The organism is Vibrio vulnificus CMCP6, assembly GCF_000039765.1.
Lineage (GTDB): Bacteria > Pseudomonadota > Gammaproteobacteria > Enterobacterales > Vibrionaceae > Vibrio > Vibrio vulnificus_B.
The window spans coordinates 1,074,506-1,094,582 of record NC_004460.2; the positions used below are offsets into that span (position 1 = coordinate 1,074,506).

The 20,077-nt window shown below is 49.6% G+C and carries 18 protein-coding genes; 10 read left to right on the forward strand and 8 right to left on the reverse strand.

Features of this window, described 5'->3' with window-relative positions:
- The first annotated feature begins 14 nt into the window (after window positions 1-14).
- The gene (locus VV1_RS19755; protein WP_011081900.1) at window positions 15-1,079 is read left to right on the forward strand and encodes an HlyD family secretion protein; all 1,065 of its coding nucleotides are present in this window, start codon (window positions 15-17) and stop codon (window positions 1,077-1,079) included.
- Window positions 1,080-1,088: 9 nt separating this feature from the next.
- Complete coding sequence (locus VV1_RS19760) at window positions 1,089-2,096, forward strand: DUF2955 domain-containing protein (protein WP_011081901.1); 1,008 nt, start codon at window positions 1,089-1,091, stop codon at window positions 2,094-2,096.
- 124 nt (window positions 2,097-2,220) lie between these two features.
- Here VV1_RS19760 and VV1_RS19765 read toward each other — a convergent pair whose 3' ends face one another.
- Window positions 2,221-3,255 carry a methionine synthase gene (locus VV1_RS19765; RefSeq protein WP_011081902.1) on the reverse strand — a complete coding sequence of 345 codons (1,035 nt, stop codon included), beginning with the start codon at window positions 3,253-3,255 and terminating at the stop codon, window positions 2,221-2,223.
- A 24-nt stretch (window positions 3,256-3,279) separates the two neighbouring features.
- Window positions 3,280-4,254 carry a DUF1852 domain-containing protein gene (locus VV1_RS19770; RefSeq protein ID WP_043921268.1) on the reverse strand — a complete coding sequence of 325 codons (975 nt, stop codon included), beginning with the start codon at window positions 4,252-4,254 and terminating at the stop codon, window positions 3,280-3,282.
- Between the two features lie 919 nt (window positions 4,255-5,173).
- Between VV1_RS19770 and VV1_RS19775 the strand changes: the two genes are divergently transcribed.
- Window positions 5,174-5,788 (forward strand): outer membrane beta-barrel protein, encoded by a 615-nt coding sequence (locus tag VV1_RS19775; RefSeq protein ID WP_011081904.1) that lies wholly within the window; start codon window positions 5,174-5,176, stop codon window positions 5,786-5,788.
- A 323-nt stretch (window positions 5,789-6,111) separates the two neighbouring features.
- Here the strand turns inward: VV1_RS19775 and VV1_RS19780 are convergent, their stop codons facing one another.
- Complete coding sequence (locus VV1_RS19780; RefSeq protein ID WP_043921180.1) at window positions 6,112-7,113, reverse strand: GGDEF domain-containing protein; 1,002 nt, start codon at window positions 7,111-7,113, stop codon at window positions 6,112-6,114.
- Between the two features lie 82 nt (window positions 7,114-7,195).
- Here VV1_RS19780 and VV1_RS24105 point away from each other — a divergent pair, with 82 nt between their 5' ends.
- Together VV1_RS24105 and VV1_RS19795 are read left to right on the forward strand one after the other, a co-directional pair.
- Window positions 7,196-7,393 carry a hypothetical protein gene (locus VV1_RS24105; RefSeq protein ID WP_243742165.1) on the forward strand — a complete coding sequence of 66 codons (198 nt, stop codon included), beginning with the start codon at window positions 7,196-7,198 and terminating at the stop codon, window positions 7,391-7,393.
- Window positions 7,394-8,368: 975 nt separating this feature from the next.
- A complete protein-coding gene (locus VV1_RS19795; protein ID WP_011081908.1) occupies window positions 8,369-8,983 on the forward strand; it encodes a 3'-5' exonuclease in 615 nt (204 codons plus the stop codon).
- 39 nt (window positions 8,984-9,022) lie between these two features.
- On the opposite strand, the gene VV1_RS19800 is transcribed toward VV1_RS19795, so the two are convergent.
- Genes VV1_RS19800 through VV1_RS19820 form a run of 5 tightly spaced genes read right to left on the reverse strand, consistent with a single transcriptional unit; the run spans window position 9,023 to window position 14,635 of the window.
- Window positions 9,023-9,715 (reverse strand): ABC transporter ATP-binding protein, encoded by a 693-nt coding sequence (locus VV1_RS19800; protein WP_011081909.1) that lies wholly within the window; start codon window positions 9,713-9,715, stop codon window positions 9,023-9,025.
- Window positions 9,716-9,737: 22 nt separating this feature from the next.
- A complete protein-coding gene (locus tag VV1_RS19805; protein ID WP_011081910.1) occupies window positions 9,738-11,021 on the reverse strand; it encodes an ABC transporter permease in 1,284 nt (427 codons plus the stop codon).
- Between the two features lie 2 nt (window positions 11,022-11,023).
- Window positions 11,024-12,238, reverse strand: a complete 1,215-nt coding sequence (locus VV1_RS19810) for an ABC transporter permease (protein ID WP_011081911.1) — start codon at window positions 12,236-12,238, stop codon at window positions 11,024-11,026.
- A complete protein-coding gene (locus VV1_RS19815; protein ID WP_011081912.1) occupies window positions 12,235-13,506 on the reverse strand; it encodes a TolC family protein in 1,272 nt (423 codons plus the stop codon). Before VV1_RS19815 ends, VV1_RS19810 begins: the two co-directional genes overlap by 4 nt.
- The gene (locus VV1_RS19820; RefSeq protein ID WP_011081913.1) at window positions 13,499-14,635 is read right to left on the reverse strand and encodes an efflux RND transporter periplasmic adaptor subunit; all 1,137 of its coding nucleotides are present in this window, start codon (window positions 14,633-14,635) and stop codon (window positions 13,499-13,501) included. The genes VV1_RS19815 and VV1_RS19820 overlap by 8 nt, the downstream gene beginning before the upstream one ends.
- A 311-nt stretch (window positions 14,636-14,946) precedes the next feature.
- Between VV1_RS19820 and VV1_RS19830 the strand changes: the two genes are divergently transcribed.
- The 5 genes from VV1_RS19830 (at window position 14,947) to fhuB (ending at window position 20,067) form a co-directional block, all read left to right on the forward strand.
- Window positions 14,947-15,324: a hypothetical protein gene (locus VV1_RS19830; protein WP_011081914.1), complete on the forward strand. Its 378-nt coding sequence runs from the start codon at window positions 14,947-14,949 to the stop codon at window positions 15,322-15,324.
- Between the two features lie 192 nt (window positions 15,325-15,516).
- Window positions 15,517-16,251, forward strand: a complete 735-nt coding sequence (locus VV1_RS19835) for a siderophore ferric iron reductase (RefSeq protein ID WP_011081915.1) — start codon at window positions 15,517-15,519, stop codon at window positions 16,249-16,251.
- A 140-nt stretch (window positions 16,252-16,391) separates the two neighbouring features.
- A complete protein-coding gene (locus tag VV1_RS19840) occupies window positions 16,392-17,159 on the forward strand; it encodes an ABC transporter ATP-binding protein (RefSeq protein WP_011081916.1) in 768 nt (255 codons plus the stop codon).
- A gap of 17 nt (window positions 17,160-17,176) precedes the next feature.
- The gene (locus VV1_RS19845) at window positions 17,177-18,073 is read left to right on the forward strand and encodes an ABC transporter substrate-binding protein (protein WP_011081917.1); all 897 of its coding nucleotides are present in this window, start codon (window positions 17,177-17,179) and stop codon (window positions 18,071-18,073) included.
- Entirely contained in the window at window positions 18,070-20,067 is a 1,998-nt protein-coding gene (gene fhuB / locus VV1_RS19850; RefSeq protein ID WP_011081918.1) for a Fe(3+)-hydroxamate ABC transporter permease FhuB, read from the forward strand. Before VV1_RS19845 ends, fhuB begins: the two co-directional genes overlap by 4 nt.
- Window positions 20,068-20,077: the final 10 nt, after the last annotated feature.

Here is a 20,077-nt window from a genome sequence, read left to right on the forward strand (position 1 = left end):
AACTGATAGATTCTATGACTGCAGAACATAAATTTCGCGTTTGGATGAGAAGCCTGATTGTCCTATTCATCGCACTATTTTTCTACATCATCCTGGCTGACCAACACGCTCCCATCACCACCGAAGGTCGCGTTCAAGGTTATGTTGTGCAAGTCGCCCCTGAAGTGTCGGGCAAAGTGACCCAAGTGCAGATCCACAATAACCAACATGTTCAACAAGGGGATGTGCTGTTTAGCATTGATGCACGTAAATACCGCATTGCCTTAGAGCAAGCCAAGCTCTCGCTGCAATCTGCCTTAGAAAAAGAAGCGACGCTCTATTCTCAACGCGAAGCGGCACTGGCGAATATTGCGCGAGCACAAGCGACTTATGACAACGCCCATCGAGAGTATCTGCGCCTGCAAAAGCTCTCGACGCAGCAAGTAATTTCCCGCTCAAGCCTCGATAACTCCTTTGCGCAAAACCAAGTGGCCAACGCCAACTTAAAAGCCGAGCAGCAAAGCCTCAACGTGATTGAAGCGCAACTAGGCCAAGGTGAAGGACAAAGCACCGCAGTGCGCGTGGCGCAAAACGGCATTGAAAAAGCGCAGTTGGATTTAGCCAATACTCAGGTGCTTGCCCCCAGCGATGGTGTGGTGACCAACTTGCAATTGGAAGTGGGCAGCATGGCCAACGCCAACCAGCCCCTGCTGACTTTCATTCCAACCGGTTCACTGTGGGTAACGGGGGATTTTCGCGAAAAATCCGTCGCCAAGGTAGATGATCGCTATCATGCCATGGTGGCGTTTGATGCCTATCCGGGCCAAGTGTTTGATTTCTCGCTCTCTAGCCGAGATTACGGTGTTGCTGCCGCGCAGCAAAAACCTAACGGCTCATTAACCAGCGTAGAAATCAACAACCGCTGGGTACGCGATGCGCAGAGAACACGCGTCAATCTCGCCACTGACGATGCCATGCCTGCGGCACTGTTTGTTGGCTCTCGCGCCACTATCGTGCTCTACCCACCAGAGGAGACCTTATGGCGTTGGATGGCCACTTGGCAAATCAAGCTCGCCAGCCTGTTCCACTACGTGTACTAGAGGGGCAAGATGAAAACTCAGCGAATTTGGTTTGGCTGCGCCAGCGGCCTTGCCCTGAGCATGCTCTTTGGCTGGTCTTACGGTTTTTTCGCCATCATGCTGCCACTGTTTATTCTCAGCAGAACCGATAGCTTTCAGCTCTCACGGCTACTGATGGTGGTTTTTTCCGCCGTCTGGACCACAGTACAAGCAACCTTTTTGTTGGAATATCTGCAGTTCCACCCCGTGCTCATGACGGTGGCGGTGGGGCTGTTTTTCCTCATCAAATGCATTGCGATGATGAATCCCAACACCTACTTGTTTGGCTATATGGGGCTGTTGGTTGGGTCGATCGTACTGAACTTTGCCAGCTATGATTTCATCGATATCGAAGATTTTAACCTCAACTTGTGGGTCATTTCCCTTGCGAACATTGCCATTTGTGCGCTGGCTTTTTGGCTCTTTCCCGAGCCTAAACGCGACGAGTTTCAGGATGCCATGACCACACCCGTCAAAAGCGATATGGACTACATCAGCCAAGTAGCGATGGGTTGGGTGGTCGCCATGGCCGCTTTTCTGCTGTTTCAATTTGCCGATCTTTACGACTCGCTCTCAGCGCAAGCGTCAATCATCATCATTCTTACACCAATGACCTTGGCTGGCTCCATGGCGATGGCAAAAATCCGCGTCATTGGCACCGCGCTGGGTTGCTTAGCTGGTTTGGCAGTTCAACTGGTGTTAGGCGGTTGGTATAGCAATGGCTTGCTGTTTTGGCTCGCGCTGACCATCGCCATGGGGCCATTTTGTTATTTGCTCACCAAGGGGCCAATCAAAGGTGCGATCGCATTTTCGGCGATGTCGGCACTGGCCGTGCCGCTGACGGCGATTGTCCCCGAAGGCAAAGACGCGTTCTTTTCGATTTTGTACCGCTTTAGCTCCATCTTTGTCGCCGTGACCGCCACAGCGATGTTGATGTGGGTAGTGCATCATGGCATTCGCGCGTTGTTATTGAAGCATCCTGAAATTCAGAATGTATAGAGAAGTTGGGAAAAAAGAACCTTGCGGAGATTCCCACTCTGGCGAGTGACATGCTGATAAAACAAAAGCCAAGCGCTGATCACTTGGCTTTGTTTTATCTAAGGAGTGGGGAAAATGCCCCGTGTTATTTCGCCAGCTCTTTTCGCACAATCGCAGCGCCGGCGGCTAAAGCATTGAGCTTGGCGGCGGAAACATCACGAGCAAGTGGTGCCATGCCGCAGTTGGTGCATGGGTAGAGCTTGTCTGCATCGACGTATTTCAACGCTTCACGCAGGGTGTTGGCCACTTCTTCTGGCGTTTCAATCTCGTTGGTGGCGACGTCAATTGCGCCGACCATCACTTTCTTGCCGCGGATCAACTCAAGCAGCTCAATCGGCACGCGCGAGTTGTGGCATTCCAGCGAGATAATATCGATGTTGGATTTCTGCAGTTTCGGGAACACTTCTTCGTATTGTCGCCACTCAGAGCCAAGCGTTTTCTTCCAATCGGTGTTGGCTTTGATGCCGTAGCCATAACAGATATGCACCGCCGTTTCGCATTTCAGCCCTTCGATAGCGCGCTCCAAACAAGCAATGCCCCAATCGTTGACATCATCAAAAAAGACGTTAAACGCGGGTTCATCAAATTGGATGATGTCGACGCCCGCCGCTTCAAGCTCTTTCGCTTCTTGGTTAAGGATCTTAGCGAACTCCCACGCCAGTTTTTCGCGGCTGCCGTAGTAATCATCATAGAGTGTGTCGATCATCGTCATTGGCCCCGGCAGCGCCCACTTAATCGGCTGCTTGGTTTGCTGGCGCAAGTATTTGGCATCGTCCACAAACACTGGCTTAGTGCGGCTCACCGGCCCCACGACCGTCGGCACGCTCGCCTCATAACGGTTACGAATGGTCACCGTTTTGCGGTTTTCAAAATCCACCCCGCTCAGGTGCTCAATAAAAGTCGTCACAAAGTGTTGGCGAGTCTGTTCGCCGTCACTGACAATATCCACACCCGCTCGTTCTTGCTCGTGCAAAGAGAGGCGCAGCGCATCGCGTTTGCCGTCCGTCAGTTCATCGCCTTGCAGTTTCCATGGCGACCAAAGTGTTTCCGGCTCAGCCAGCCATGAAGGTTTCGGTAAGCTGCCCGCGGTTGAAGTGGGTAATAGTGTTTTCATCGTCATTCCCTTCTCGATTCTACTGATTGCTTACGCGTAATTGGCCGACCATTGCTCAAGGAGCGATTGGTACGGTTTGATGAAATGCGCTTCGGCAAAGCGACCTTGTTCAATAGCCAATTGGCTGCGCTCTTCTCGGTCGTAGACGATTTGAGTTAACGAGTGGTCAAGGTTCTTCAAGTTGGGTTGGTAGCGTTGCCCTGCTACGGCATTGGCGTTGTAAATCTCCGGGCGGTAAATCTTTTGGAACGTCTCCATGGTGCTGATGGTACTGATGAGCTCAAGGTTCGAGTAATCGTTCAGCAAGTCACCAAAGAAATAAAACGCCAGCGGCGCAACGCTGTTTGGCGGCATAAAGTAGCGCACCTGCAAGCCCATTTTCTGGAAGTATTGCTCGGTCAGCGAGGAGTCGTTGGGCAGATACTCATACCCCAACACCGGATGCTGGTTTTCCGTGCGGCGGTAGATCTTGTTGTCCGACACGCTCAGGCAGATCACGGGTAGCTTTTTGAAATGCTGTTGATACTCAGCCGAGCTGACAAACGCCTTAAACAGCTTGCCGTGCAGCTCACCAAAATTCGCTGGAATGCTGAACTGAGGCTGATTTTTGTTGTGATCCAGCAACAGCACGCTGAAGTCGTAATCACGCACATAAGACGAGAAGTTGTTGCCGACAATGCCTTCAATGCGCTCATTGGTTTTTCGGTCAAGAATGTTGGTTTTGAGCACTTCAATCGAGGGAAAAGCGTCGCCACTGCCGTGAATATCGATATCCACGGAGATGATGTCCAACTCCACCGAGTAACGATCGCCGGCTGGGTTATCCCAACTCGCCATGGCGTTAAAACGGTTGTTGATCATGCGAAGCGCATTGCGCAGGTTCTCTTGACGGCGCTGACCACGAGCCAAGTTGGCAAAGTTGGTGGTGATGCGCGTGTTGTCCGAGGGCTGGTAGTTCTCGTCAAAGCGAATGCGTTTGATCGCAAACGTGAAATCGTTGTTCATGGTGAGTGGGTCTCCTATTTCCTTAGATAACGCTGACTTTTCCTCTCTGGGCATGGGGTGGTTGTGTTTTTTGGTTTTCCCAATCGCCAGTTTGCGCTGCGTTTCGTCTTTGACACAAAAACGCACTCACCTTGGCAAGCACCAGAGCAGTCCGGTTTTTATACTTGCTTCGCGACTTGAAGAATATTGGTATTGTTTCACATTGAACATGAAGGAAATTCATGGTTTAGGAATGAGCGGCGGCAGGAAAAGCACCCACCAGCCGCCAACAACATGAACGATGAAGGTTTTGTTTGCAATGACAGTCCGTAGCGAGCTCAATGTGCACGCTACCCAATCATTCAAAAATTAAGATCATGCAACATTGCCAATAACGATAGCGATAAAAAACAGTTGTCGTACATTGAGAAGATTTACCCCCAACATCCACAAAAATTGTTATCTCATCTTCATCAATGAGTTTACGCACGAAAAGCCTGACTTAATGAAAATAATTTTGGAAGTCATTAGTAAAAATCGAGGTGAGGTGTTCGAAAGCAATATCAATAAATATTCAGCAAAAAAGAAATAGATTTTCCGACTCAATTTTCACTCGCTATTTAGGCAATACCAATCAATGCAATAAAAATTGCTTCTCTAGAGATAAACGATAATAGGAAATAGGAAATAGGAAAAAAACATCGAATAAAATACTAATTTACTAATGTCTAATTTTTAAATCGTATACAAAATCTTTACTCTGACATACCTACGAACACTTTTACTTAAATCATGCAGATTTTTCACAAAATTATTCATGTTTTCTATCAATAAAATATTGCACACTGTTCATCAGTTATCTTGATCATTAAGGAAATGGTTCAGACTAGGAAGTAACTGGATAACAAAGTGTTGTATTAATTTAAAGATAGGAACAAACATGACAAACAAATCCATTCTTACTCTAGTTATCGCAGGAACAATCTCTTTTGGAGCGCAGTCAGAGCCGTACTTAGGTGCTTCACTAGGCTTAGCATCGTTTAAAAATGCGGTGGGGAATGCTAACACGAGTTTTGGTTCTGGTTCGATGGACTTGGCACTAGACGATGATCAAAGCGTTGCGGGCAGTATCTATGGCGGTTATAAGTTCAATTCATTTCTCGCTCTTGAAGGTGCTATTGGTGGGTACGATGCTTTAGAAGACACTTATGTAACTGTCGGTAATATGTACTTTTTATCCGTTCAACCCAAATTATCATTTTCATTAACCGACACTTTTGAATTGTATGCGAAGGCAGGGGTAGCCTATTTCAACGCAGAGTTTAAAGTGTCGAATGCTCTGGTAAATGCACCGGGCTACTCTACCCTTTCTGATAGCACTTTAACGGGTATGTATGGTTTAGGTGCTGAACTTAAATTATCACCAACGTTTCATATTCGAGCATCTTGGGACTTCATGCGCCCAGAATTGGATGTCGTGAAAGTTGGCACGGAAAATATCAGTATTGAATCAGACATTAGCGTATTCTCTTTAGGCGCTAGCTATCATTTTTAAAATTTTCCGGAAAATTTCTTGGTGGTAATATCTACCGGTTAAAACGAAAAATTTGGTAGCGTTAATCTGTCAAGTTAAATGTATCTGTGTGTTGGCCTCATCTTTTGGTAAGAAAAATGTGGCCAACATCAGAACGATTATCACTCGTTTTTCTTTTGAGCCTTAGATTAGAATTTTCTATCAGGCTATTCGAACTAAGTCTCTAATTTACAACCAGATAGCGATAATCTCTTTTCGAGGAACCAAAGCTCGCCCACCATGACAAAACCCAGAGCATTCATTTTTCGCCACAGCTCAACTAACAGCAGGCAATTTACAAGGCGTTACGCAACCACTCTATTGCGTCCTTGGGATTTAGCATCATAAAGATTGGCATCGGCTTGACGATTAATTTCATCGACGCAACTCGATGCATGCGCCTCAGCCAAGCCAATGCTGACCGTCACTGAGATCGCCCCCTCTCGATAGTGAATGGGAGTATCACCAATGTTTTGACGGATGGTTTCCGCAGTCTTTAGGGCATGCTGGTGAGAAACACCCGCTAACAGAATACAGAACTCCTCTCCCCCTTGACGGAACACATTCTCCTCTCCCACCACATGAGCCATCGTTTTCACCACGGACCGAAGCACGCAGTCTCCTCCGTCGTGGCCGTATTCATCATTGATGGCTTTAAAGTGATCGATATCCAATACCAATAAGAAGAAGGCTGTTCCTTGAGTTTTCAGCGCTTGGTAGCGATGTTTCAGAGCAAGGCGGTTATTGGTGCCAGTCAGCGGATCGAGCGTGGCCAACTTACTTAACTTGTTTTCCGTTGACACACGATTGAACTCATACACGTGCGCGATAGCCGCAATACTGAAATAACAAAAGGCGAAGTTGATCATCATCGTCAACATGTCAAAGTACTGTTCTAAGTAAAATTGATAGGTGATGTTGACGATTTGAATTAAGAACAAACATGCGGTCGCCGCAAAACCCACTTTGTAGCCCAGCAACAAATAGTAAACGATTGGCAAAACCAGCGACCAAAAGAACACGCCATTGACCGTTGGCTTGAGGAAGGTGCCAAGAATAACGAGCAACGTAATACACAATGACATAATGTACTTGTGACCGTTGAATACACTACCCCTATCGATTTGGCGATAAACGTGCCAAGAGTAAAGCGCGTATAAGCCTTCCAACGTACCGTAGATGTAGCTCTGGCTAATAACAAAGTTACCGATAGCCATCAAGGCAGCCAAGCTTCCGATCCCAAGACTCATGCCTTTGAGCACTTTGAGGCGTAGCGTCAAGCTGCCATCAAGCTCGTTTATGTCCATATTTCCTTCCATGGGCTCAATGCTTTAAAACATCACGTATGATAACCTGATTAACTTATTGATAACAAGGACATCAATGCATATGTGCACACGTATATTCAACAACTTAAACGATAAATTTCCAGTGACAGCACGTAATATGGACTGGTATTGGCCCGTCAATACTTACTTCTACGCGTTTCCCAGAGGTACCGTAAACCGTGGTCTGAGCGCCGAGTCAACGGCCGAATTTTACATCGCACTTTCCGATGCCGAAGGCAACTCAACGGTGATTTGGTGACGCTGTTTGTCGACGCCCAAGTTTATCTGGTGATCAAAAACAAACCGTACAAAAACACCTGCTCGGAATGCGGCAACTTCTATCACCATGTCTGTGATTTTGATTGACTTGATCACCATTAGGGGTTGGTTGCGGTGAGGCTTGAAAATAGAGTTGGGGAAAGAAATCATTTAGGACGGGCACAAATTTTAAACAGTCACAACAAAAATCGTGACCGAAAATATAAGAAAGGCGTAACAAAATTACGCCCAAGAAGGATTATCCGTCATCTCTCAAGAAGTCAATGACAAAAATTAACCCTTTCACAAACCATCCCGGATGTGAAATAAAAATACGCCTAATAGTCGAAAACACTAAACGACAAAAAGCGCGAGGGTTCAGAATATTCATATCTGGCTCCGCATTTGGATTTAATAAATTTGCCAATCAAGAGCCTGCGATCTATCATCGCTTTGTTCGTATCGACAGATACAGGCAAGCTCGTTGGAAGTGGTTGCCGCCACTTTTGATTAGCACCGCTTCAAATCCCGCCTTTGGGTGGGATTTGTCGTTTCTGGAAGAAGAAAGTAGCTACTTATCCCCTTACAGACTTTACGATAATTATAATGGCATCGGTTTTCAAGGCACAGTCTCGAGATGACTTGTGGATAAGTGGCAAAAATACAAAAAACTGTAAGTAGGCACTCACATTATGATGCCTAGTGCGATAAGCGGTACAAAAGTGCTAATTTTTTGATCGGCTTATTCTTAACCGTAAATAAAAATAATATTGTTGATTTATCAATGTTTTTGTAAGTCAAAGAATATTGCCAATATGGAATTTCAAACGTAGAAAGAAACGTGATACTTATAAAATCCTATTGCCCATTGTTTTAGCCCCAAAACGCACTGAGAACCACCTTACTTCGCCCCCTTCTTCCCTTTTTCACCACTTTCGCAGATACTCTGCGCGTTATTGTTTAGTTGGAAACCCTTATGCCTCAAGCCAATTCCGTTGTCGTACTCGACTTTGAAACCACTGGTCTCTCACCGAACTTGGGGGATCGCGCGATTGAAATCGGTGCGGTTAAGATCGTTGATGGTGAGGTGGTCGATAGTTTTCAACAACTTATGAATCCTGGCTTTCGGGTCAGTTCATTTATTGAAAGCTACACTGGCATCACCAACAACATGCTGCGCAGCGCGCCCAGTTGCGATGAGGTGATGGCATCTTTTAGCGAGTTTATTGCGGGTGAAAACCTGATTGCGCACAACGCGTCGTTCGATAAACGCTTTCTGGATGCAGAGCTGGAGCGAATCAACTGCGACTATTCAGGCGAGTTTGCCTGTTCACTGTTGGTGGCAAGACGGCTGATTCAAGACGCGCCGTCACACAAGCTTGGTGAGTTGGTTCGTTATAAAAACATCGACAACGACGGTATATTTCACCGAGCGTTAGCCGATGCTCAAATGACGGCCAAATTGTGGCTACTGATGGTGGAAGAACTAGAGCACTCGGGTATCGCCAATCCAAGCTTTCAGTTTATGCAAACCGTGAGTAAAACCACCAAAGGCAAAGTGGCTCAGCTACTGGCAAAAAGCCGCGCATAACGCGCGGCGATTCAAGCTTTCCTTTCCAAGATCCCAGCGCTAACTCGGCGCTCTGTCTGAGATCACCTTGCCATCTTTAATGGTGATGATGCGTTTGGTGCGCTCGGCTAAAGCGTTGTCGTGCGTTACGATGATGAGCGTTCTGCCTTCGGCGTGGAGTTGATTAAACAGCGCCTCAATCTCAGCGCCCGATTTCGAATCCAGCGCGCCCGTCGGCTCATCGGCAAGAATGATTTGCGGATCGTTCACCAAGGCTCTGGCAATCGCCACCCTCTGTTTTTGGCCACCAGAAAGCTGGTTTGGTTTGTGGTCTAGCCTATCCCCCAGCCCCACTTGCGCTAACAATTTGGCCGCGCGCTGGCGACGCTCTTTGGCTTTGATGCCAGAGTACACAAGCGGCAAGGCCACGTTATCTAGCGCAGTGGCATATTCCAGCAGGTTGAAGCTTTGAAAGACAAAACCGATCTTCTGATTGCGAATACTTGCCAGCTCGTTGGCACTTAAACTAGCAACGTTCTGGCCAGCGAGTTGATATTCGCCCTCGGTGGGTTTATCAAGGCAGCCAAGCATGTTCATTAGCGTTGATTTGCCTGAGCCCGACGGCCCCAGAATAGACAAAAACTCGCCTTGGTGAATGGTGAGGTCAACGCCATCTAGCGCGCGTACCTCCGCCTCGCCACTGGAGTAAAATTTGCAAATGTTGGTCAGTTCAACCAGCGGCGTGTTCGACATTTTCTCTCCACAATCTTGCTTATTATTCACTTTGTAACGCCTCCAATGGGCTCACTTTGGCAGCTCGGTTAGCTGGCAACCAAGCCGAGGCCACACCGATGATCACCAAGGTGGCGATCACAATCGTCACCACCATCCACGACAGCTCTGGCACAGGCTTGCCAAGATCTTCATAGAAGACGTTGCCATCGAGATTGATGGCGCTGATCGCCGAAACCAGCGCGTACGTCACGCCCAAGCCCAGAACGCCGCCGAGCATCATGGTCATTAACGATTGCACCAAATAATGCAAACGAATCGCGGTGGGCGTGGCTCCAACGGCCATACGCACGCCAATGTCTCGTGTGGAGCGCTTCACCGTGGCATACATCACGTTGGCAATGCCGACACCCGCCACCGCCAGGGTGACGAAACCAATAATGCCAAGGAAGCTTTGCAGGCCAATCAAGAAATGCTGCATGCTTTTTTGTTTGAGGAACATGTCATCCACTTGCACCACTTGTTCATCACTCACGCTCGCGCCGTGTTTGCGTGCAATCACTTGGCGAATGGTCTGCGCCAATTGAATGCGATTGGCGTCCGTTTGTGGCTCGACATTAATGCCGCCAATCTCGCCATTGGCATGGAATCGCTTCCAAGTTGCCAGCGGGACAAAGCTTGAGTAGTTGATCAAATCACCTTGTTCGATCTCGGCACCGTTCTTTTTCAACACCCCAATCACGGTGAACTCTTCACTGCCAATTTTGACTTTTTGCCCGACAGGGTCGACTTGTAAGGTCACCGGTGCGAACCAACTGAAGTCTTCCACAGGGTTGAACAGATCCGCCGCCAAGGAGTAACCCAGCACCACCACTTTGCGCATCTGTTTTTGATCGAGCGGATTGAACCAGCGGCCTCCCTCTCTAGGCGCAAGATTGGTCATTGCGGCGAATTCAGTGGTCACGGCTAACGGCTGTTGCCATGAACCGCGGTCACCCACGGTAATCGGCTCATTCCATCGCGCGGTTGGCGCAACGCTTTTCACCTCTGGCAAGGCTTGAACCACACCCACATCCTCGATTTTCAGGGTCAGAAATTTGCCTTGATGGAATGCGCCGTGATCGATACTGGCCATCCCACCCGTTAAATAAATCAGGTTGCCGTTGCCATTTTGCGCGGTTCGCAACACGCCCTGACGAATGCCTTCCCCCACCGCCAACATCGCCGCAATACACAGCGTTGCCCATGCCACGGCAAGAATGGTCAAGCCCAGTCGCAGCTTCTCTGCGGCCATTTCTTGAAAGATTTGTCTCGTCGGTAGCAGCATGGTTACGCCCTCGCACTTAACGCAATCAGGGGCGTGAGGCGTGAAGCTCGTCTTGCGGGGAAATACGACGCCAACAGCGCCAGAATCAAGGTCACAAGCAAAGACCAGAGAATGGAATCTCCCGTGATCACCGGAAAGCCCAACCAATCAGGCAGGGCGATAGAGCTCAGTAACCCCACCACCAAATAGGCCACCAGCAATCCAAGCGCCGTCCCCACCGCCACTAAAAACAGCCCTTCGAGAATAAACTGGCCGAGTATCGATTTTTGCGTCGCGCCAATGGCCAAACGCACCCCAATTTCTCGCGTGCGTTCCGTCACTGAGAGGAACATGATGTTAGCCACTCCCAAGGCTCCCACCGCCATGGTCATGGCACCACTTGCACCAAGGAAGATCTGAATGCCACGGAAAATCGCGGTGATCAGTGCTGCGCCTTCGCTGAAATCGGGCAAGTTGATCGCCTCTTTGTCGCTCGGGTCAAAGTGCAGTTGCTTAGCGTAAAATTGAACTATCGCTTGTCGGAATGACGCGCCATCCATGCCATCCATCGGCTTGAGCATGATCATCCATGGTTTGGCATTCCACAAATCGCGGAAGGTGGTTTGCGGAATAAGTACGCTGCGGCTTTCACCAAATGAAATACCCATATCCTCACTGGCGGTAATGCCAATGATCAAAAAAGGAATGCCATTCACATTGAGCGTATCACCGATTTGGATTCCCCCCATTTGCGCGATTTGATTCCCCAACACAGCCACACGGCTATGGTTGCGAATATCGCTAGGTGACAAATGACGAGAGCCGGGCATCAATTTGAGTTGCAGCAGCGACAAGTAAGAGGAATCAATCCCACTGACGTTACTCATTAAGTTTTGCCCTCGCTGATTGGTGACTCTGGCGTCCGATTTGGCGTACACACTTGAGGCTGCTTTCACAGAGCCCGATTGTGTGATCATATCGACGTGATCTTGCGAGAGCTGAATTTGGCGTCGCGAAGGAAGGCCATGCCACGGTTTGCTGGTGCTGGATGGAAAAGCAACTTGCACGTTGTTCACCAGAAATGACAACTGCTGAGTTTGGTGACGATAAAACCCCTCACCGAGAGCGATCAGCACCACCACGGAGATCACCCCCCAAGCAATGGCAATAATGGCCAACACGCTTTTCATGCGGTGCGCCATCAACGTTTGCCATGTTTGTTGCAATAACGCGCTCATGAATGAAAAGCTCGGGAGATGAGGACCATGATGTCGTCATCGAGCTTACCCGCGGTTTGCAGCAATGCAATTCGCTGACGCCAGTAGTTATACAAGTTGGTTTGCAGGCTGTGTTTGGCCTCAAACAAGCTGTTGTGCGCGCTGATCACATCGGAAACTTCCAGCAAACCTGCATCATAGAGTTTCTCTTTGCTGGCCAATACGTTACCACGCGACGCCACCAGCTCGTTGGCGATCAACACTTGGTTCCAGTTGATCTCAACCTGAGTAAACTGCTGAATCACGCGCTTTTGGATGTCGATTTCGACTCGGCGCATCTCTTGTTTGGCACTCAAAATGTTCAACGACGCTTCATCAACTTTGCTCCTCACCGAGCCGTTGAGATCAATCGGCACACTCAACGTCAGGCCCGCATTAAACTCGCCGTTGGAGCGTTGATCACCATCGCTGTAACCCACACTGCCTCTGAGGGTCGGGTAATAGCCCCCTTTGGCGGACTGCTTTGCGAACTCACTGGCTTTGACCATTTGCGCCGCCACCAGCAGCTCTGGGCTGCTGTCTTTGGCTAATTTGAGCCACTGCGCCTGAGAGGTCACCAGCATCGGCGGTTGAATCAAAGTGTCGGTGCGAATTTGATCCACGCTGTCTGGCACTTGGTTGATCAGCGCCGCCAGCTCCGCTCTTTTCACTTCAAGATCCGCTTGGGCATTGAGAATCGTCGCTTGCTCAGAGACTTGTGTCGCGCGCATCTCTTCCACATCCACCGATTTGACCTTACCCGCTTGATAACGCTTCTCGATGATTTGCAACAGTTTGTTGCCCTCATCCAGCTTGGTTTGCGCCAATACTAGGTCACCTTGTGCGCTGGCGAGATCCAAATAGGCAGCGAGCAGTTTCTGCGCGAGTTCGTTGTGTGCTTGAGACAGTTCCAGCTCCGATTTGAGGTAGTTGGCTTTTGCTTGATCTAAGCTCGACCACAAACTGCTGTCCCAAATGGTTTGCGATAAGGTGGCCCCATAACTGTTGGAACTGTCGGCCGATTCACTCCAATTGAGTGAGGCGCTGGCACTGAGATCCGGCAACAACGCGCTACGGCTGCTGTCCACGCCCGCTTGGCCCAGTTGCACACCTATCTTGGCTTTTTCGTAATTCGGATCATTTTGCTTAGCTTGCTGCCACGCTTGCTCAATGGAGATGGCATGGCTGGGCAAACTCAGCGTCGCCGCCAACACGGCCAAGCCGATTTTCGATAAGTGCTTGTTAACCATGCGCGCCTCCCATCACCATGCTGTTGTCGATGATTTCTTCATCCAACGTCACGCCATCCAACACTTCAACGTTAATACCGTCAGAGAGCCCCAACTGCACTGGCTGCGCGTGGAAACCTTGCTCAGAGCTATCTGGGATCAGCACATGCGGCGCATCGCCTTCAAACTGCAATGCGCGCTCTGGCAGCGTTAAGACGTTTTCAGATTTCTTCAACGTGATTTTCGCCGTTGACGAGAACCCCGAGCGCAGCAGTACTTCGCTCGGAATGTTGAGCTGCCCTACTTCAACTTCAAAACCGTTATCAAAACTCTTGGCAGAGGCATTACCTCCTGGGGAGTTAAGATTCTCTGATTGAATCGCCACTTTGGTGAGCACACCAGAAATCGCCACATCAGGATAGGGAGCAACGGTGAGCAGAACGGGCATCCCTGGGGAGAGCTGCGCCGCATCATGCTCACTGACGCTGCCTTTAAAGATCAAATTATTCATGTCGGCTAACGACATCATTTCCGTCGCAGCCTGACTCGATTGCGTGGAAATGATCGGCTCGCCAACTTCCACTTTTTGATTAAGCACCGTGCCATCAATGGGCGCGTAGATCGTGGAGGTTAAGCGCGCATCACCGATAGAGGCTTCACCACTGCGGATCAGTTCGAGGTTTTGCCGTTTTTGCAGCACATCCGCTTGGGCAGATTTGACCGTCGAGCGCGCACTGACGTACTCATCGTAGTTCTTCGGGATGATATTTTGCTTCACCAAACTTTCTAGGTTGGTGAGTTTTTGCTTGGCGGATTCGAAATCGGCTTCGCTGCGCATTAGCGCCGCCGAGGCATCCGTCAGAGCTTGAGGAGTCGGATTTGGGCGCACCTTGATCAGCGGCTGACCTTGTGTGACCTTTTCACCCACTTTTGCGTAGATTTCCCCGACGATACCATCAATTTGCGACTTGATAGACACAGAATGAGCTGGAACAATTTTGCCGACAGCCACCGCCTGCTTTTCAATGGTGCCCGTTGTGACCACAAGCGTGGGAAAAGCGTCCGGCTCCGCCGAAGATTGCAGATAGAAATACGCACCACCACCGAGCAGCGCAACGCTCACAGCAGAGACAAGCCAACGTTTCGTCATTATGATTCCAGCCATTATTGGGTAGTCGCATGACTACGCCTCACATACAAAGTTGCTGGAATCATATCGGCTTTAATGTCTGGACGTTGTCAGATTTGGTATTGCTATGTCAGATGGAATTGACAAAAACTTATGCGGAAAAGTCATGAAATCCATTGCAACTGCGGATAAAAAAGCAAATTACAGGTGCAATGGCAACATTCAGCTTGGCCAATCAACATCGGCAATATCGCCTCCCACATTGATTGAGATAGTAATTTGCCAAAAAACGCGCATAATTTTGCTATCAACACTCAAAGAAGAAATGACTTATGACTGATTTTCAATACTACTTTCATCAACTTCCTTGTTTTGACTGCAAAAAGACCACAGTAAGCACGGATCTGGGTTGGTTAACGGCGGCGATGAAAGAAGATGTTCTTGCTCAAGTGGCTGAAATCATCGCGCAAGAAAACGTTGAAGCGGATTTTTCTGTGAACGTAACGTGCACAAAAGAAGAAGCGCGTGACTACTTATTGCTGAACTTCTACGGCTATTCAGACGAAGAACTGGCAGACCAAGTGGAAGCAGAAGACGAGCAAGAAGTCGCGGATGAAATCGCTGAGCTACTCGCCGATGGCAAAGAAGTCGTGGTTTTCGAACATGAAATCGCACTGCAAAGCTGCACCGATTGCGAAGTTGAGGAATAACTCAACACGCCTCATCGTGCTCAAGCTTGATTGAAAGCGTTAGCCCCCTTGCGTGGCTAACGCTTTTTTGTCATCAAACGTTGGCCGCTTTGCATCAGAAATTCCAATCAAACATTTAAATGAGAATCAATTGTAATAACAACGCAGTTTCTTTATTCTTGCCTCACCCTTTCACGGCATAAGCACAACAACATGAGTGGCCATTCGTTTTTTGAGCATCTGTTCGAGCACTCACAACACGTCACCCCATATCTGCATGGCGCGCTCAAACCGCGACCAGAAAGGTGCGCCGAGCATGGGTTTATCCATATCGAACACGCAAGTTCCGACCATATCCGCGCGCTGTATGAAAGCCTCAAATTAGCGCATCCCGAAGCTGGGTCGGCCTATTGGCTAACGCGCACTTGGACGCTGCTCTGCTGGCAACCGCTGTATGTGGCGTTTATTGCCATCTACTCTTGCCAAGGTTTGCCAAAGCTTTCATCCATGGGCCAACACGTTCAGCCAAGGTTCGTCAGTGGCTATCAATTTGACGACGATGAATATCGCCAAGGCAGCGAGCAAGAATTGATTGCCCATGCAGGTAAAGAACTCTGCGCGCTCTTCGACTACTTCCGCCAAGAGATGAGTCTCTGGACCCGCATCCGCCCCGGTTTTACCCAACACTTGTTTGCGGATGGTGTATTCGGCTGTTTGGTGAAACTCAGTCAGTTTTATCCCACCTTGTCGGGTGACTATTTCCTAGAACAAGCACGGTTGTGGCTTGCAGCCTGCCAGTTGCCTGAAAAACTCATCCACTCTCTTCGCTACGATGAAACATCTCGACAACTTAGCTTGGTGCGCACCAGTTGCTGTTTAGTCTACAAATGCCAAGGGCGAGAATTGTGTCGCGACTGCCCAAGGCATCCAGACAACAAACGCGAATAACGCCAAGCGCGATCATCCACATCAGCGGTGCGCCACACACCCAACGATAGAGAGATTGATTATGAAAACAATTCTCATTGCAATTTCAACATGCTAAAGTGAACGGCTCGTAGCCAATAACTCAACTTCCTATTTCGCTTATGTATCAACTTGTCGATGCGTCGTTCGAAATCGACGATAAGGTGATCCTCTCTCCGACCAACCTCACGTTTGCATCGGGGAAAGTCACTACACTGCTTGGTCACAATGGGTGTGGTAAATCGACCTTAGTTAAATTGCTGAGTCGACAAAACGCGCCAACGCAGGGGCAAGTTCTGTTTAACCAACAGCCGATCGCTTCGTTCAACAGCTTAGAGTTTGCCCATCAAGTGGCCTACCTTCCCCAACATCCCCCCATCACAGACGGAGTGACGGTTCGTGAGCTGGTCTACTTTGGGCGCTATCCGTGGAAAGGGGCCTTTGGTCGTTATGGCAAAGAGGACTATGCGATTGTCGATGAAGCCATTGAAAAAGTGGGTTTAACGGCGTTCGCTCAACGCTTCGTTGCCACCTTGTCCGGCGGGGAAAGGCAACGCGCTTGGGTCGCGATGCTGCTCGCGCAGCAAAGTCAGTGCATTTTGCTCGACGAACCGACTTCCGCCTTGGATGTGGCGCATCAACATGAACTGCTGGCGTTGATCCGCGAGCTCAACCAAACCATGGGCTTAACGGTGATCATGGTGCTACACGACGTCAATATGGCGGCCAAGTTTAGCGATCACCTCATTGCCCTCCACTCTGGAAAGGTGATTGCAGAAGGCAATCCTCAAGCGCTAATGACGCCAGAAACATTGATGAAAATCTATGGTATGGAGCTCGCGTTATTCGCTCACCCCAAAACGGGAAAACCGATCAGTTACATCCCTTAAATCAGAAGGAATCTGTTGTGAAAAAAATCATCCTGATGCTCTCTGCGGCCTTGGCATTCAACAGCTATGCTCTCGACATCACCCACGAAATGGGTACCACATCTTTTGAAACCACACCAAAGAAAGTGGTGGCACTCGATTGGGTGCTCACCGAAACCGTACTCAGCCTAGGCATTGAACTTGAAGGCGTGGCAAACATAAGCGGCTACCAACAATGGGTGGCCGAACCCCATCTAAACGCCGATGCGATTGATGTCGGTTCACGCCGTGAGCCGAACTTAGAGCTACTGAGCAACATCAAGCCCGATGTCATCTTGATCAGCAAACATCTTGCGGCGGCTTATGAGCCACTCAGTAAGATTGCGCCGGTTCTGGTTTACAGCGTCTACAGTGAAGACAAGCAGCCGTTGGAATCGGCCAAACGCATTACTCGCTCACTCGGTAAGCTGTTCGATAAAGAGCAGCAGGCGGAGCAAGTGATTGCACAAACTGACCAGCGCCTTACGGCCAACGGGGCAAAAATCACCTCAGCCGGAAAAGCCGACAAGCCCCTGCTGTTTGCTCGTTTTATTAACGACAAAACCCTACGTATTCACAGTGAAGGCTCTTTGGCTCAAGACACCATCAATGCGATGGGGCTCAAAAACGATTGGCAGGAACCCACCAATCTTTGGGGTTTCACCACCACCGGAACGGAAAAACTGGCGGAACATCAAAAAGCAAATGTGATGATTTTTGGCCCTTTGAGCCAAGAAGAACGCCAGCAACTGACGCAGTCTCCGCTTTGGCAAGCCATGGAATTTAGCCGCACCGATTCTGTTTACGAACTTCCAGCCATTTGGACGTTTGGTGGATTACTGGCCGCGCAACGCTTGAGTGACCACATTACTGGACGACTCACCCAGCCACAATGAACACCTTAGACATCACAGACCCAGTCAAGGGGCGATTTCCTTTTAAAACCGCAGCGTTACTGAGCGCGGCGGTTTTACTTATTGGCTTACTGCTGCAAATCACCGCGCCCTATTCCCAAGGTATTGGCCTGATTTGGAATACCCTTTTCCATTTTGATGCGTCTAATTATCAGCATCTCATTACGCATTTAACCTATTTGCCGAGGCTGAGCGTTGCCATCATTTGTGGGTTTGCTTTAGCGGTGGCTGGGTGTGTGATGCAGTTTGTGTTACGTAACCCGATTGCTTCACCAACCACATTGGGCGTCGCGGCGGGCGCCGAGCTGGGGATGGTACTAGGGATTTTATTGCTCCCGGCGAGCTTGGCGGTACCTGGGTTTGTTCCCGCGTTTATCGGCGGTTGCCTAGCCACTGGGCTGGTGTTTGTCTTGAGCGCCGCCAGAGGTTTTTCGCCCTTACATATGGTGCTCGCGGGCATGGTGGTGAGTCTGTTTTTGGGCTCACTCAACACCATGCTCTTGATGCTCAATGAGCAGCGCCTGACCAGCATTTTTGTGTGGGGTGCCGGTGTGCTCAACCAAAACGACTGGTCGAGCACGCAAATGCTGTTGCCTTTGGTTCTGATCCCGACGATGTTGCTTTTGCTGCTGCAACGGCCATTGTCTGCGCTGCAGTTTGGTGACCATGTCGCCACTTCGTTAGGCGTTAACATCAAGCAAATTAAACTGTTGTGCTTATCGTTCGCCATCTTCATTACGGCCGCGGTGGTCAGCGAAGTCGGTTTGATCGGTTTTGTTGGCATCGTTGCGCCCGCTATGGCGAGAATGCTTGGCGCTCGAACGCTGGCGAAGCAAATTCTTACCAGCGGCGTGATTGGCAGCGCCATTCTGCTTATCGTCGATTTGCTGATCCAACCTTTCTCTGGTGTGGGAGGGGAACTGCTGCCCACCGGCGCCATGACGGCCTTAATCGGCGCACCATTTTTGTTGTGGCTGCTGCAACGAAGCAAACTCCAATCCGATCTTAAGGCGCGCTCTGAACACGTCGAACACTATAAGCGGGTTAACACTCGCTACGTGCTAACCGCGCTGACATTGGTGCTTTTCATCGTTTCTCTGTTCGCACTCTTGTTGGGTAAAAACCAATTTGGCTGGAGCTTTGGCCTAACTCAATCGCTCTTTGAGCTGCGTGCGCCACGCCTGCTGGTTGCGCTGATCGCGGGAATAGGGCTAGCCTTTGCTGGCACCATTATCCAGCGCATCTCTGGCAACCCAATGGCCAGCCCAGAAGTATTGGGGATCAGCTCTGGCGCGGCGCTCGCCCTTGTGCTCGGAACGCTGTTTGGGGTTGCCGTGGGTAGAGAGCAGCAAATGTTGTTGGGTACGCTGGGGGCGGTCTCGGTCGCGGTGGTGGTGTGGTTCATGGGCAGAAAGCATCACTTCGCCCCGACACAAACCTTGTTGACCGGCATTGCCTTGAGCGCAGGTTTGGATGCCCTACTCAGAATCGCCATGAGCTCAGGACACGACAATGCCTCCGCTCTGCTCACTTGGTTATCGGGTTCCACCTACTTAGTGGCCAGCAATGACGTTGTGTTGCTCGCCATCGGTGTGGTTTTGGTGGGTGGCATCGCCTTGTCACTAAGCCGTTGGCTAGCGTTAATCGGCCTAGGCGAAATCACCGCCAACAGCATCGGCATGAACGCTACGCTGGTCAGGTTGGTACTGTTACTGCTAGTGGCCGCACTCACCACGCTGTGCACCATTGTAATTGGCCCACTGAGCTTTGTTGGCCTATTGGCTCCGCATATGGCGCGCTCACTGCATCAATACCAAGCAAGACCACAGATGCTCACCGCTGCGCTATTGGGGGCGACCATTATGGTCTCGGCGGACTGGATTGGGCGAACCCTTTGGTTCCCTTGGCAATTCCCCGCAGGTCTCTTGGCCTCTTTGATTGGGGGTGGCTACTTTCTTTATCTGATGAGGCGTTAGTCTTCCTCAT